The sequence below is a fragment of the Arthrospiribacter ruber genome (assembly GCF_019343195.1).
Lineage (GTDB): Bacteria > Bacteroidota > Bacteroidia > Cytophagales > Cyclobacteriaceae > Arthrospiribacter > Arthrospiribacter ruber.
Window position 1 is genome coordinate 161,916 of sequence record NZ_RPHB01000001.1, and the last position, 14,656, is coordinate 176,571.

The following is a 14,656-nucleotide window of genomic DNA, read 5'->3' on the forward strand; positions in this document are numbered from 1 at the left end:
AGTTATAAATCAATATCAGGTATGTAAATGAGTTCTTTGACCCATGGAAGGCTTTTTAGGTATTCAATGGTGATCGGCTGAAGTCCGGAATCCATTTCTATTACATGGCAGGCTAGGTCATGTTTTCCTTTTCTGGAAACAGACATGGTGGCAATATTGGTTTTTTCCTGCGCGATGACAGAAGAAATAAATGCGATTGCGCCGGAAATGTCCTGGGCTTTGATAATCAAGGTATGGGACTGGGCCGAGAAGTTGGCATGAAATCCATCCACCTCCGCAATATTTATGATCCCACCTCCAAGGCTTTCCCCAATCACTTCAATTTTACGGTCTCCACGGGTCAGATTGAGTTTGATGGTATTCGGATGGTATACCGAAGCATTTCCTATGGACTTGAACGTGTACTTTAAGCCATTTTCTTTTGCCTTTTCGAAGGATTTTTTGATGTTGGCATCATCAGTTTTCATATCCAGTAATCCTCCCAAAATCGCCAGATCACTGCCATGGCCTTCATAGGTTCTGGCAAAGGAATTATAAAAAGTGATAAGCGCTTCATCTGGGATTCCTCCAAGGATTTTTATGCTGGATCTTGCTATTCGGACAACACCGGCCGTATGTGAAGAGGACGGGCCGATCATTACAGGACCTATCATATCAAATACACTGCTTTTTGTACCCATATTTTTAAGTTTCCAATTAATGTGCTAAAGTAGCAAGTATTTTCAATCAGAGTGATGATAATCGACGAATCGGGTGATTTAGAAGATAATTTCTTAAAGATTTAATTATTTTTAACCGCTGTTACCTGGAACAGCTTATTAAGGTGTCCATTTATGAACTTCAATATGTCCGAAAACGATACATATTTTACTTATAAAAACCCGGGTAAGTTTTGGGAAGAAAAGGAGCCTACTTTTCACAACAGAGCTTTTCTATTTGGTGATGGATTGTTTGAGACCATGGTCTTAAGGGATGGATTTATTAGGTTTGGCAATTTTCATCAAGAAAGGATTTTGAAAGGTTGCGAGACCTTGTTTTTGGACAAGCAGGATCTTTCCGATATCAAACAAATTCAAGTGTTTTTGCGTGAAAACGGGTTTGAAAGTGGGACATGGAGGGTAAGGTGGAATGTGTACAGGTCAGGCTTTGGGAAATATACTCCGGAAAATGACAGTATTTCGGCTACTCTGATGGTCAGTGAATTTGTGCCTGCTGTTCCTGTGAAAAGGAACCTTGCCTATTGCTCTTCAGTGAGGCTGATGCATTCTAGATGGAGCAGCTGCAAAACACTAAATGCACTTCCCTATGTCATGGCCAATATCGAGAGGAAGCAAAAAGGCTTGGATGACGTCATCCTTCTCAGCCAAGAGGGATTTATTTCCGAAGGAGCTTCTTCCAATATTTTTTGGGAAAAAGACGGTGTTTTTTACACCCCAAGCTTAAAATCGGCTTGTGTCGAGGGTGTAAGCCGAAGGGTAATCATTGAAAAATTGGAGAAAATGGAAATTGAAGTCCGGGAAGGGTTATATCTTCCACAGGAATTGCTTCAAGCAGATAGGGTTTTTACATCCAATGTGACCGGGTTGAGTTTGGTAGAAAAAATTGAAGGCAGCACATTAGATATTAATGCACTGCCTCCGGAATTGACAAAAGAATTTGAAATATAAATCAAACCGCCACCGCTGCTTTGATATGTGGGTGGGGGTCATAATTGATCAGTTCAAAATCTTCGAATTTAAATCCAAAGATATCCTTTACTTCAGGATTGATTTTCATGGTAGGAAGTGGTCTGATGTCCCGACTTAACTGAAGCCTTGCCTGATCCAAATGATTGCTGTAAAGGTGTGCATCTCCAAAAGTATGCACAAAATCTCCTGGCTCCAGATCGCATACTTGGGCCACCATCATGGTAAAAAGTGCATAGGATGCGATATTGAAAGGAACCCCGAGAAATACATCAGCACTTCTTTGGTAAAGCTGGCAGGATAATTTTCCATCTGCTACATAAAACTGAAACAAGGTGTGGCAAGGAGGTAGGGCCATATGATCCACATCTGTTACATTCCATGCTGACACAATGTGTCTTCTGCTGTCAGGCTTGTTTTTTATGCCCTCTATAAGGTTTTTGATCTGATCGATTTCCCCGCCTTTTCCGTCGGGCCAATGCCTCCATTGGTAACCATACACAGGGCCTAAATCTCCATTTTCATCCGCCCATTCGTCCCATATAGTTACTTTGTTTTCATTCAGGTATTTAATATTGCTGTCGCCGTTCAAAAACCAAAGCAATTCTATTATGATAGATCTGAGGTGCAGCTTTTTGGTAGTGACCAAAGGAAAACCCTCACTCAGGTCAAAGCGCATTTGGTGTCCAAATACACTTATTGTACCTGTTCCTGTACGGTCTTCTTTTTTGACTCCATTATCCAAAATATGCTGCATCAAGTCATGGTATTGCTTCATCGTTCTTTTGAATTTTTTATTTGGGGCAATTTATCAAAGATATCTAAGAATTAGAATCATCAATCCAAAATTAAACTGAAAAGTCAATGCTATACAATGGCAAAATGTTATAATAAATTTAGCCTTTTGTAAACAAATTTAACCTGAGGATGTATCTTTCACAGGATATGTTTGATAAAAAGTTTTCTTTTTGGGCTTTGGGAGTGGCATTGTCTGCCACAATATTGATGTTTTGTTTTCCTCCCAAAATCACATTCGATTATGATTTTGAAAGTTTCTTCCCGCAAGATGATGAAGAGTTGGCGTATTTCTATGCATTCCGTGAGCAATTCGGAAATGATAACGATTATTTGCTTGTAGCTTTAGGGGCAGAGGATATTTTTGAAAAAACATTTCTGGAAAAGGCCACTGCTGTCAATGAAAAGCTTAAAGGGCTTGAATTGGTAGAGGGGACGGTGTCTTTGCTGGACATGAAAGAGCCTGTCATAGGGCCTTTTGGAGTCAGAAATAGACAGACTTTGGATCTTGAAGGAGACCTTTCTAAGCAGGCAGAAAAATTAATGAATTCACCACAATGGTCAGGTAACTTACTGGACAGTGAGGCAGATTACCTGCTTATTATAGTCAACAACAAAAATCAGATTTCCAAAGAAGCCGGCGATGAATTATACGCAGAAATTTCTGAAATTTTGTCAGAGAGCGGGATTAATGACATCAAGACTGCGGGTAAAATCAAAGCCCAGGGTGAATTTGTGGAATTGCTTCAAGAAGAATTTGCCTTTTTTCTCAGCATTTCCTTTGGATTGATCATTGTATTGCTTCTCGTAATTTTCAGAAGCTTTTGGGGTGTCGTGATTCCTCTTCTGGTATTGACCATAGGGATTTTGTGGGCAATGGCATTTTCACTTTATTTCGGCAAGCCATTGGATGTAATGTCCGTCATGCAGCCGACTATCCTATCTGTAATTGGCCTTGCTGCCTTGGTCCATTTTTTCAACCATTATCTCAATATGTTGCGTGATGGAGATGCCCGTGATGTAGCAGTCAAAGAGTCCTTCTCAGAGTTGTCAATAGCTGTTTTTCTCACTGCATTGACTACAGCACTGGGATTTCTAAGTTTGTTTTTTACTTCAGTTCCCAGTCTCAGGTTGTTTGGTTTATATACTGGAGTGGGTGTAATGATCATGTTCTTGGCAGTGGTCACCATTGCTCCGGGATTGCTTTATTTGGTTCCGGCAATGAAATCCGCCCAAAGTGACAGCCTTAGAACCCTCTGGAGAATAGGGATGAGAAGTGCCTTTCTCTCAGTTACCAAAAAAAGAATAACAATAGTATGTGTTTTTGTTTCTCTTTCATTGCTTTCCGGACTGGCATTGACTGACCTCAGGATCAATGGATACATTTTGGACAATCTTCCACGAAACCATGAACTGGTAAAGGAGTTTGAGTTTTTTGATGAAAAATTCGGTGGATCCAAACCTTTGGAGCTTTCTTTAAAAGTTGGCGAAAAGGCCGATAATTTGCTGGAAAAGGAAGTACTTTTGGAACTTGAAAAGTTAGAAAATTTCGTAAGGGAAAACTATGAAAGTGCTGTAATCCTATCTCCTTTGAGCGCAGTCAAAGGAATCAATAAAGCGCTTAATTCAGGGAGTGAAAATGCTTTTCGGCTACCTTCACAGGGGCAGTTTGAAAGGGTTAGAGAATTTGTACCTCAGGCTTTGGAGCAAAGTCCTGTTCAAATACTTTCCCATGAATCTAAAGAGGGAAGGATGTCAACGCGGACTGCAGACATGGGTAGTCTTAAAAGTAATGTGCTCAATGAAAATTTATACAGATTTTTGGTGGAGGAGATTGATGAAAATCTGGTAGAAGTAAGGCTTACTGGAACTTCCCATTTGATTGACATTAGCCATGAAAGTGTAACAAGACAAATGGCAAGGGGATTAGGAGTGGCATTCTTGATCGTGGCAGTGGTAGCTGGATTTCTTTTTCGGTCTTGGAGGATTTCAATGGTTGTTTTATTACCTAATATAATCCCTCTGTTGTGGATGTGCGGAGTGATCTGGCTTTTGGGTATAGAGCTCAAACTGACTACTGCCATCATATTTACTGTAGCATTTGGAATTGTGGTGGATGATAGCATTCACTTTATGTCCAAGATGAGAATCGAACTGGCAAAAGGAAAGTCTTGGTTATACGCACTCAAGCGCACTTACCTAGAGACCGGGAAAGCAATCATATTGACAACATTGATACTTGGTACTGGTTTTTCTGTGCTCACACTGAGTCAATTTGGTGTGACCTATTATTCTGGACTTCTGATAAGTCTGGCTTTGGTTTTTGCGCTTTTGGCTGATCTTTTATTGCTGCCATTGATGCTGATACCGCTCAAGAAAATATGGGATAAAAAGAATCATTGATCTTCTGGGTCTTGTTTTTTTCTTAAAGGTTTTTGCCAGTCAAACATAGCAGAAATGGGGTAGTGGTCTGAATAATCTACCTCTTTGTGGGTTTTGAATCTTAGCGCTTTGAGCGGTTTTTCATAAAAAATATTATCGATTCTAAGGAAAAAAAGGACCTTGTTGTAAGTAAAGCCAAATCCACTGCCAGCTGACTCGAAGGCATTTTCCATGAATTTTCTCAAAGTGAAATAGGTATAGCTATATGGGACATCATTAAAATCTCCAACAAGAATATTCACATAGGGGCTGTTTTTCATATGCTCTTCCAAAATCCCTAACTGAGAGGCCCTGGTCACCTGGCCCCGTTTCAGTTTCCCTAGCGTTTCCCTGTAGTTTTCCTTAATGCCGTCTAGGTTGTTGAGCGTTTCGGATTGGATGCTCATGGATTCAAGGTGAGCATTGTATATGCGAATGGTATCTTTGTCCACTTTGATATCTGCGAATATTACTCCATTATTTCTTTTGGTGTCAAATACCCGCCCTTCATTTACAATTGGGTACCTGCTGAATATTGCCATTCCATAAGATTTATTCCTTGGGTTGCCTTCTATGATCTGATAGGTGTGTTCATAACCGGATTCAGTACCAAGGATTTTAATGGCATTACGGGAGGGAGTGGAATAATCCTGATAAAACTCCTGAATGCATTTGATATCAGCTTCATGATCCTGTAACCATTTGAGTACATTTTGTGGGTTGGCGGGTGTGTCTTTATCCCGTTTGAATGCGAAAAGAGCCACATTATAACTCAGTACAGAAAGGCCATCTTCAGAGATTGCGTTATTCTGGGAAGGTACCTGAAAAGTGACGCCTACAAATTTCCATCCTAACACCAAGGCGATAAGAGGAAGAATTGAAAGCCACCTTTTTGAAAATAATAGACTTATAAACAAAAAAGCATTGATGACCAAAAGAACAGGGATAGTAAGTGTGATCAATCCGATATACGGAAAAAATGCAGGAGAAATATATACACTGTAAAATAAAGTCAGTGAAAAAATGAAAAATAAGGAAGTGATAAATCTTACCATTTAGGAGCTATTTGTGGCGAAATTATGTCTTAAACGCTTTTTAAACAAATAACGTGCAATATGGCGATAAATAGGGTAAAAGAATTTGATGTTAAATTTTAGTTGGGCTAGTTTTTTTATTGAACTAAATGAATACATTTACTGCACTAATCCCGGCGCAAATGAACAAGTTTTTTGGCCTTCTCTTGGCCGTAGCTTTCAGTCTTGGTTCTGAATCTTTTTCTCAGGATGAAAATAAATTTTATTCAACAATAAGTAAAGACCACAAAGTAATCATCAATGAAGATTATTCTGTTGATTACCACATCCAAGAAAAATTGAGGGTTCTCCATTCTGAAGGCTGGAGCCATGCTATTAAGAATATTGAAGTTACTCCGAGAATGAAGTTGGTGGATTTTGAGGCAATTGTCAAGGATCCTCTTACCGGTAAAGTTATTAAAAAATTCAAGGCCAAAGACTTAAAAGAAAAAACGCATCTCGACGGAATAAATTTGTACTCAGACACAAAGATTAATTCATTTATACCCTCAGGAATTTCAACACCTTTTGAAATAGAATATAAAATCCATAAGACATCAAAAGATAATTTTTTTATCTCTCCCTGGAATATTGTAGAATATTATTATCAAAAGGTATCCCATGCACATTTAGAAGTCATTTATCCCAATCAAATAGGTTTACGGTACAAGATCACTGACATAATTGATGAAGCGATTGTAGAAGAAGGGGACTCAATTACCAAAATAAGCTGGACTTATGGGAATTTTGAAGCCCAGCAATTGTTTGATAAAACCAATCCTGCCGTCATTTTGGTGCCAGATCAGTTCAGGCTCGACAAATATTATTCCCGAATGGAAACTTGGGAAAAGCTAGGATCTTTTATCAATATGTTGAATGAAGGTAAAGGAGTGCTGCCTGCGAGATTTAAGACAATAGTGCATCAGATGGTCGAAGGGGTCGACGATGAATTCGAAAAACTATCTATTCTCTATAAATATCTTCAGGAAAACTACAGGTATGTTGCCATTACCTTAGGCGTTGGAGGCTGGGAGCCGAGATTTGCGGAAGATGTTATCAATACAAAATATGGGGAATGTAAGGCGCTGACTACCTTGATGAAAGCCATGTTGGAAGAAGTGGGGATACCCTCGCAGTACACTCTGGTATATGCAGGGGAAAATCACCGGGAACTGGATGAGGAATTTCCTCAAAACTTGTTTAATCATGCATTTCTTAGGGTGCCGATTAAGGATGAAGTATTCTGGGTAGAATCTACCAGCAGAACTATGCCCCCTGGTTTCTCAGGAAATTTCACTAAAGACAGGAAGGTATTGGTGATTACACCTGAAGGAGGTGTACTGGACCATACCCCTGACTTTGCAGAATCCAGGTTCAATGCTTATCAAGGTGATTATTCCATCGCGATCAATCAGATGGGGGATGGACAAATAATAGGCAAAACACGCTTTGATGGATTTCCAGCAATACCTTTTGTAGAATCCATGTTTTATGCGGGAGAAAAGGAGCTTAAGATAAATTTAATTGAAGCGTTGAATGCAAATAACTTATTCTTGAGCAGTATCAAGTCCGAAAGGGAAAATATTAGAAATCTTCCTAGGGTATATGCTGATTTCGAAGGGTTTTATCAGAAATATGTGCAGCAAACAGGTAAAAGGATGATCCTGCCTGGTAATTTTCTACATCTGGATCTGGATATGCTCAAAAACGGCAGTTTCAGTTCAGAAGAATCACTTGAAATCAATTTGGAGCTACCTTTTGAAATAGAATCAGGGGGAGGAGAACAGTATGTCGAACATGAATTCTTTACTTTTTTAATAGAGGCGAGACACGAAAATCAGAAGATAATGGTAAAGAACAGACTTGAAGTGACATTGCCAAAGGATGCTGAAAAAGAACTAAAGGCCAAGACTCTGGCTGAAATACACAAACAAACCAAAAGATCTATAATCCTGAAAAAGCTTTAATATGGAAAGGAAATTAATTGCAAACCTGATTTTTTTACTTGTCATTTCATTGCAGACAAATGCACAGGATATGAAGTATGGTAAAATCACAAAAGCTGAAAAGGAATTGACTTTTGTTGCTTTCGAACCGGATGCAGATGCGGTGGTTTTGGAAGAAAATTCCTTTAACATTTTCAACGGAGGAGTACTTCACAATCATTATCACAAAAGAGTGAAAATCCTCAAGGAAAGCGGAGTGGAAAACGGAAACGTAAGAATACGGTATTTTTCCGGGAATAATGGGATACAAAATATCAACAAAATTTCGGCCCAACTGGTCAATTTTGATGGAGATAATGAAGAAGTAACCAAGCTTTCAAAAGCTGATTTTTTTTATGTTGACGGAGAAAACGGTTGGAAAGAGGTCAGGTTTACTTTCCCTGATGTAAGACCAGGGTCTATTTTGGAATTTGAGTACAACATGCAGGACAAGGGTATTACTTTTCTGGACAGCTGGATTTTTCAAAACCACATCCCAACCCTAAAATCGACCTATAGTATCAGCATACCATCCTACCTGAATTACAGACTTATGTCCCAGGGTGAGCAGATCCTAAAAACCACAGCTAAGCAGTACGATGGAGTATACAAATGGACTTTAAATGACCTCCATAGCATAAAAGAGGAACCTTTTATGACCAATTACCAGGATTACCTCGAAAAACTTGACTTTCAATTGGCCGGATATGTTTCTTCCAGTTCTGCTTTGGGCGGAGGAAGAAGTTTCAAAGAGACATACACAAATTGGCAAGAACTCAGTGATTTTATTTTTGAATCGGAGCGATTTGGCAGTTACTTGAAGCCTTCCAAATCACTTAGTGGTTTGTTTTACAATGCTACCGAAAATTCAGATAAATTATCTAAGGCCAAAGCTGTATACAGCTACGTCCAGAACTCAATCAAATTCAACAATTGGCAGGGTTACTATCCTACACAGGATTTGAAGTCTTTATTGGAAAAGAAGCAAGGTTCCAGAGCAGATATTAATCTTTTGCTTTTGGCTCAGCTAAGGGCAAATGGCATCTCAGCAGTTCCATTTATGATAAGCAGTAAAGGGAATGGGCGATCTCATTTATTGGACTCTCCGTTTTTGGATCAGTTTAACCAGTTGGTGGTATTAACGGAAATCGAAGGAAAGGAGTATTTCCTTGACGCTTCCAATGAGAATTATCCATTTGGTTATTTGCCTCTTTACTTTCATGTTAGCCAAGGATATGCTTTAAGAGATAAGAATTCTGGATTGGTTCCGGTGACGCAACAGCATCGTTCTGGGATCAATCAGGTTGGAAACATTAAAGTCAATGAAAGTGGAAAGTTGCAGTCCCAAATTCATTTAAGGTTTTCGGAATATGATGCCATCAGTCAGGCAATTTCAAAAGTAAAGCTTGGAGATGATGATTTTAAAAAGGAAGTTTTTAATAAAACGGGAGAATTTTTTGAGGTGAAAATCACTGAAAAATATGAACCTAAAAGAATTATGGATATAAGTGTCCTTGGACAAGAGCTGGAATTAGGCCAAGACTTGTTGATGGTATCTCCTTTTAATTATGTACGTTGGTCAGAAAATCCACTAAAAGCAGATTACCGGACTTTTCCCATTGATATGCTGTATGTATTTAATGACATGTATTCTACTGTAATAGAAATTCCAGATGGTTATGAACTTGATGATTTTCCTGAACCAATAGAAGTAATGGTCCCGGGTAATATAGCTGCATTTTCGTACAAAGTGGAGCCTATGGGCGGAACCATCAAAGTGAGCAGTAGCATCAATTTCAAACATTCCTTAATTCCAGCGGGATTCTACCCGGAACTCAAATATTTCTTTGGTTTGATCACTTCGAAATTGCAGGAACCTATAATTTTAAAAAAATCAGCAGTAGTAGCAGATTAGGAATAATGGGGAAAGCATGTTTTTTAGGTAAAAAAACAGCCACCGAATAAAGTGGCTGTTTTTCGATTGAATTATTTGATCAATATCAATTCCTCCTGAGGTTTGATCAGATACCGCGCTCCATCGCTGGTCACTACGGCTGTTTCTTCTACTGACATGGTTTTGGTGCCTCCTTCAGGTAATTTCCAGGCATGAAATCCATCAAATGCAAACAGCATTCCTTCTTTCAAAGGTTTCATCGCAGCTGGGCGGACTGATGGGTCAGGTAAATTTCCAGCTCCAAGGTTAGGACCAATATCATGGGCTACATAGCCAACAGGATGTCCGGTACTCCACATCACATACTCAGACCCTCTTTCATCCATCCAATCTCTTTGAGCTTTGTCAACCTGATAACCTAAAACACCGGGCTTCATGGCTGCCAATGCTATCCTATTACCCCCTATGGAGGACTCAAAGTAGAACTGCACTGAATCAGGTGCCTGGGTTTCGCCTTCTCGCAGGACGTAAGCGAAGCGCTGAATATCCGATACCCACATGTCATAAACACGGATTCCAAAATCTGTCTGGATAACATCCCCTGGCATGATCACCTTATCTGTTGGATGGGAGTGACCTCGATCAGGGCCAGAGTTCACACTTGGGTTTTGGTCAGGAGACCAACCATCCTTAACACCATACTCTTCCATTTTCTTTTTCAGGAATTTGGCTACATCCGCATCAGTTGTTTTTCCCGGAACCACCTGTGCATAGGCCTCCTCCTGCCACTTAGCCGTAAGTTCTGCTGCTTTGGTCATGATTTCCACCTCAGCCGGGAGCTTCACAGCCAGCCATTCATAGATCAATTCTTCTGCTGAAACCAATTTTCCAGCTTGATTTCCCAAGGCTTCTTCGAGAGTTTTTCTCTGGGTATAGCTAAGTCCATCAGCCAATAGCTCATCATAAGAGCTGTTGATGGCAATTTTACCGAAGTTTTTTTCTTTGATATATTCTGCTCCTTGAAGCACAGCCGATTTTCCCCTTTCAATGGGAATCACTTCATCATGGATTTTCAGTTCGGAAAGAGCCGTAGCTTCACCTACAGGTGAAAAGACTTTGGATATGACTTTTTCATTTTCGAGATAAAAAAGAAACATGGCCGTTCCTCCGGCATTCTCTCCTCCAATATGGTGGGCAATGGGATCATTGTTGTTTTCCCGACAAATGATCACCCAGGCATCTACTCCAGAAGTTTTCATTGCTTCAGGAAGTAACTTTTCAATTCGCTCTTTTCTGATTTCAGGCCAAGGACTGGGTCCTGCAAAAGGGTTTTCTATAAGTTCCTGGCTTGCTTCATTATTTTGACAGGAAAATAAAATTGACAATCCAATTGCCAATAGGCAAAAGGATTTTAAGTAGTAAAGATTTTTTTTCATAACCGTTTGGTTGGTTTTTGACCTGAAAAAAGCAAATCCATTTTATAATCAAAAACCTTTTGTAAAAAGGTGTAACATTATTTGAGATGTTTCCGAAAAATGAGCTGGTTTCAATCAAAAAAAGAGCTTATGTACCATGATTTAATGCCATTAACGAAAAGCTCATGCATGGATTTTGAAAGTATAGAAAAAATTTCAATAACTTGTGGTTTGTAAAAACCTTCAATTATGAAAAAAACCAATCTTTTGATGAACGTTGCATTAGTTTCCGCTTTCACCTTCATGACATCATGTGGCGGGGGCCAAAGCAACAAAACTGATGAGACAGTGGAGGAAGAAGTAAGCACAGAATCCTCTGAAGCCGGACAAAGGCAGAGTCCATTGAGAAAAATCGATGGCAATATTGGTGAGGCAAAAGTAGAAATCCAATATGGTGCTCCTTCTGTAAGAGGAAGAGTAGTATGGGGTGACCTTGTTCCTTATAATGAAGTTTGGAGAACAGGAGCCAATGAATCTACTTACGTGGATTTTGACAAAGATGTCAAAGTAGAAGGCGCTGAACTAAAAGCCGGAAGATATTCATTGTTTACCATACCAAAACAATCCGGAAAATGGACAGTGATATTCAATTCTGAGTGGGATTTAGAGCATGGACATTTTCAATACAAAGAAGAAAATGATGTGCTTAGGGTAGAGTCTACTCCTGAATATGTAGATCAAAGTCAAGAGCAATTAAGTATTGCTATTGAATCTCCAGGGATAGTAGTAAGATGGGAAAAAGTAAAGCTTCCTATAAAAGTTGAATAGACTGAACTGTGTAAAACCCCAAAAATATCCCTCCTGAAGTCATAAAGAGGGATATTTTTTTTATTAGGTGCCTATCTGCACTACATAAGCGTATTCTTTATAAATTAAGCCCTTGGTTTATAGCCTTAATTTCTATGCGGTATTTTGCATTTCTATTTTGCCTGCTGATTACATTGTCATTGGGGGTTGCATTGTCTTTACAATTTGGTTCAGTGCCTCCCTTGGGTAGATTGCTGGATCCCAACCAGGGATTTTGGCAAAATGCTTTTTCAGAGGATTACGCTTATACAGAGCAAGTGACTCTAAAAGGATTGAAAGAACCTGTCACTGTAAATTACGACGAACATTTGATCCCTCATATTTTTGCTGAACATGAAGAAGATCTCTTTAGGGTGCAGGGTTTCATAACTGCCAAACACAGGCTTTGGCAAATGGATTTCCAGACTTTGGCGGCTGCGGGAAGGATTTCTGAAATCGTTGGCCCGATAGCTTTAGATGTCGATAAATTATCAAGGAGGAAGGGACTTCCTTACGCCGCTGAAAATGCGCTCAATGCTTTCAAACAAAGTGATCCAGAGGTCTTTGTACTGATCCAAGCCTATACGGATGGTGTCAATGAATACATTAATGGACTTAGCTATGCTGAGCTTCCTTTAGAATATAAGATATTAAATTACAGGCCTGAAGAGTGGACACCCTACAAAAGTGCTCTTTTGCTCAAATATATGGCGGACATGTTGGTAGGGGATGTTGACCTTCAATACACCAATCTCAGAAGTATTTTGGGGCAAACTTTGCTGGATAAGCTTTTTCCTGATTTTCCGGAAGATAATGATCCAGTTATAGAAGCGGAAAAAAGGTGGAACTTCACACCATTAAAAATCGAAAGACCCGAAAATCTGGATTACCCTAACGATAAAATACTTTTACCGGCTCTTGCACAGCCCGAACCTGGTATAGGCTCTAACAACTGGGCGGTAGCACCCAAGAAAACCAAAAATGGGCATGCGCTTATTGCCAATGACCCCCACCTTAGTCTGAATTTGCCATCACTCTGGTTTGCCATGCAGCTTAGCACTCCAAACTTTTCGGTCAAAGGTGCTACTTTACCTGGGGCTTTGGGGGTGATATCAGGATTTAATGAAAATATCGCCTGGGGTGTGACCAATGCTACTCGAGACGCCAGAGACTGGTATAAAATCCAGTTTAAAGATGATGGTAGGTCAGAATATCTTTATAATGACCGCTGGATACAAAGCAATCTCCGTGTGGAAGAGATCAAGGTCAAAGGTCAACCGACAGTTTATGATACGGTAGTATACACCCATCATGGTCCGGTTGTTTATGATAAAAATTTCAAAGGTGAACGGCAGGATGTCAATGTTGCACTTAAATGGACCGCACATATGGAATCCAACGAGCAGAAAACTTTTCTTTTACTCAATAAAGGAAAAAATCATCAAGATTATCTGGAAGCATTGGATTACTACACCTCTCCTGCACAGAACTTCGTTTTTGCATCTAATACAGGAGATATAGCTATGAAAGTACAGGGAAGATTTCCGCTCAAATGGGAAGGTCAAGGTAAATTCATCATGGATGGTAATGATCCTCGTTATGAATGGCAAGGCTTTATACCTTTTGATCAAAATCCTTCCACAAAGAACCCTAGCAGAGGTTTTGTATCTTCCGCCAACCAACATTCAGTGTCTGAAGATTATCCTTATTTTGTTTTTGATAACTCTTTTGAACATTACCGCAACAGAAGGCTAAATGAAAGGCTAAAGAGTATGGAAAACATGACCTTGGAGGATATGAAAAGCCTACAGTATGATTCTTATCACCTTCATGCAGCAGAAGCATTACCGCTTATGATGAACCTCTTGGATCAAACCTCCCCGGCTATTGACAGCACTGAAGTCGGAAGATATCTCGAAAAATTGGCTGATTGGAATTTCAATACCTTTCCCAATCAAGAAGAACCTACCTTGTTTAATATTTGGTGGGAGGAGCTTTATAAGTCAGTTTGGTCATTTCTACTACAGGATAGCGTGCCGGTAGTTTTTCCCAATAAATATCAGACAGTACAGCTAATGATGAACGAGCCTTCCCATGAACTATTCTCAAGATCCAAAAAAGAGGGCCTTTTAAAAGCAGAAGATCATGTCAGGAAGAGTTTTGAGGTAATGGTTGAGAAAATCAAAAATTGGGAAGAGGAAAAAGGTGAGTACAATTGGGCAGCATATAAAAACACAAGTATCAATCATTTGGTACCTAATTTTGAATCATTTAGCAGAAAAGGTATCTACACCGGAGGAGGATCGGGTATTTTGAATGCAACAGGTTCGCGTCATGGTGCAAGCTGGAGGTACGTGGCAGAAATGGGAGAGACGGTGACTGCTTACGGAATTTATCCTGGAGGGCAATCCGGCAACCCTGGAAGTAAATTTTATGATAATTTTATAAAAATCTGGGCAAACGGCGACTATGTTAATTTCAACTTAAGGTCGAAATCCGATCGTGATGAGCTATTATTTTCCACAGAATTCATTAATTGAAA

General features: G+C 39.6%; 10 protein-coding genes. 6 read left to right on the forward strand and 4 right to left on the reverse strand.

Annotated features, from left to right (window positions below; genetic code table 11):
• Positions 1–2 precede the first annotated feature (2 nt).
• A complete protein-coding gene (gene sdaAB / locus EGN73_RS00695; RefSeq protein ID WP_219286112.1) occupies positions 3–680 on the reverse strand; it encodes an L-serine ammonia-lyase, iron-sulfur-dependent subunit beta in 678 nt (225 codons plus the stop codon).
• Between the two features lie 153 nt (positions 681–833).
• Between sdaAB and EGN73_RS00700 the strand changes: the two genes are divergently transcribed.
• On the forward strand, positions 834–1,667 hold the full coding sequence (locus EGN73_RS00700) for an aminotransferase class IV (protein ID WP_219286113.1): 834 nt from the start codon (positions 834–836) through the stop codon (positions 1,665–1,667).
• A 1-nt stretch (position 1,668) separates the two neighbouring features.
• Here the strand turns inward: EGN73_RS00700 and EGN73_RS00705 are convergent, their stop codons facing one another.
• Positions 1,669–2,463 carry a thymidylate synthase gene (locus tag EGN73_RS00705; protein WP_219286114.1) on the reverse strand — a complete coding sequence of 265 codons (795 nt, stop codon included), beginning with the start codon at positions 2,461–2,463 and terminating at the stop codon, positions 1,669–1,671.
• A 149-nt stretch (positions 2,464–2,612) separates the two neighbouring features.
• Between EGN73_RS00705 and EGN73_RS00710 the strand changes: the two genes are divergently transcribed.
• Positions 2,613–4,883 carry an efflux RND transporter permease subunit gene (locus EGN73_RS00710; protein ID WP_246611407.1) on the forward strand — a complete coding sequence of 757 codons (2,271 nt, stop codon included), beginning with the start codon at positions 2,613–2,615 and terminating at the stop codon, positions 4,881–4,883.
• Here EGN73_RS00710 and EGN73_RS00715 read toward each other — a convergent pair.
• Positions 4,877–5,956: an endonuclease/exonuclease/phosphatase family protein gene (locus EGN73_RS00715; protein ID WP_219286115.1), complete on the reverse strand. Its 1,080-nt coding sequence runs from the start codon at positions 5,954–5,956 to the stop codon at positions 4,877–4,879. The genes EGN73_RS00710 and EGN73_RS00715 overlap by 7 nt on opposite strands.
• Before the next feature lie 161 nt (positions 5,957–6,117).
• Between EGN73_RS00715 and EGN73_RS00720 the strand changes: the two genes are divergently transcribed.
• Both EGN73_RS00720 and EGN73_RS00725 read left to right on the forward strand, forming a co-directional pair.
• Positions 6,118–7,941 (forward strand): transglutaminase domain-containing protein, encoded by a 1,824-nt coding sequence (locus tag EGN73_RS00720; RefSeq protein WP_219286116.1) that lies wholly within the window; start codon positions 6,118–6,120, stop codon positions 7,939–7,941.
• A 1-nt stretch (position 7,942) separates the two neighbouring features.
• A complete protein-coding gene (locus EGN73_RS00725; RefSeq protein ID WP_219286117.1) occupies positions 7,943–9,874 on the forward strand; it encodes a transglutaminase family protein in 1,932 nt (643 codons plus the stop codon).
• 71 nt (positions 9,875–9,945) lie between these two features.
• Here the strand turns inward: EGN73_RS00725 and EGN73_RS00730 are convergent, their stop codons facing one another.
• Complete coding sequence (locus EGN73_RS00730; protein WP_219286118.1) at positions 9,946–11,289, reverse strand: M24 family metallopeptidase; 1,344 nt, start codon at positions 11,287–11,289, stop codon at positions 9,946–9,948.
• Positions 11,290–11,517: 228 nt separating this feature from the next.
• Between EGN73_RS00730 and EGN73_RS00735 the strand changes: the two genes are divergently transcribed.
• Positions 11,518–12,096 carry a DUF2911 domain-containing protein gene (locus EGN73_RS00735; RefSeq protein ID WP_219286119.1) on the forward strand — a complete coding sequence of 193 codons (579 nt, stop codon included), beginning with the start codon at positions 11,518–11,520 and terminating at the stop codon, positions 12,094–12,096.
• 134 nt (positions 12,097–12,230) lie between these two features.
• Positions 12,231–14,654 (forward strand): penicillin acylase family protein, encoded by a 2,424-nt coding sequence (locus EGN73_RS00740; RefSeq protein ID WP_219286120.1) that lies wholly within the window; start codon positions 12,231–12,233, stop codon positions 14,652–14,654.
• The last annotated feature ends 2 nt before the right edge of the window (positions 14,655–14,656 follow it).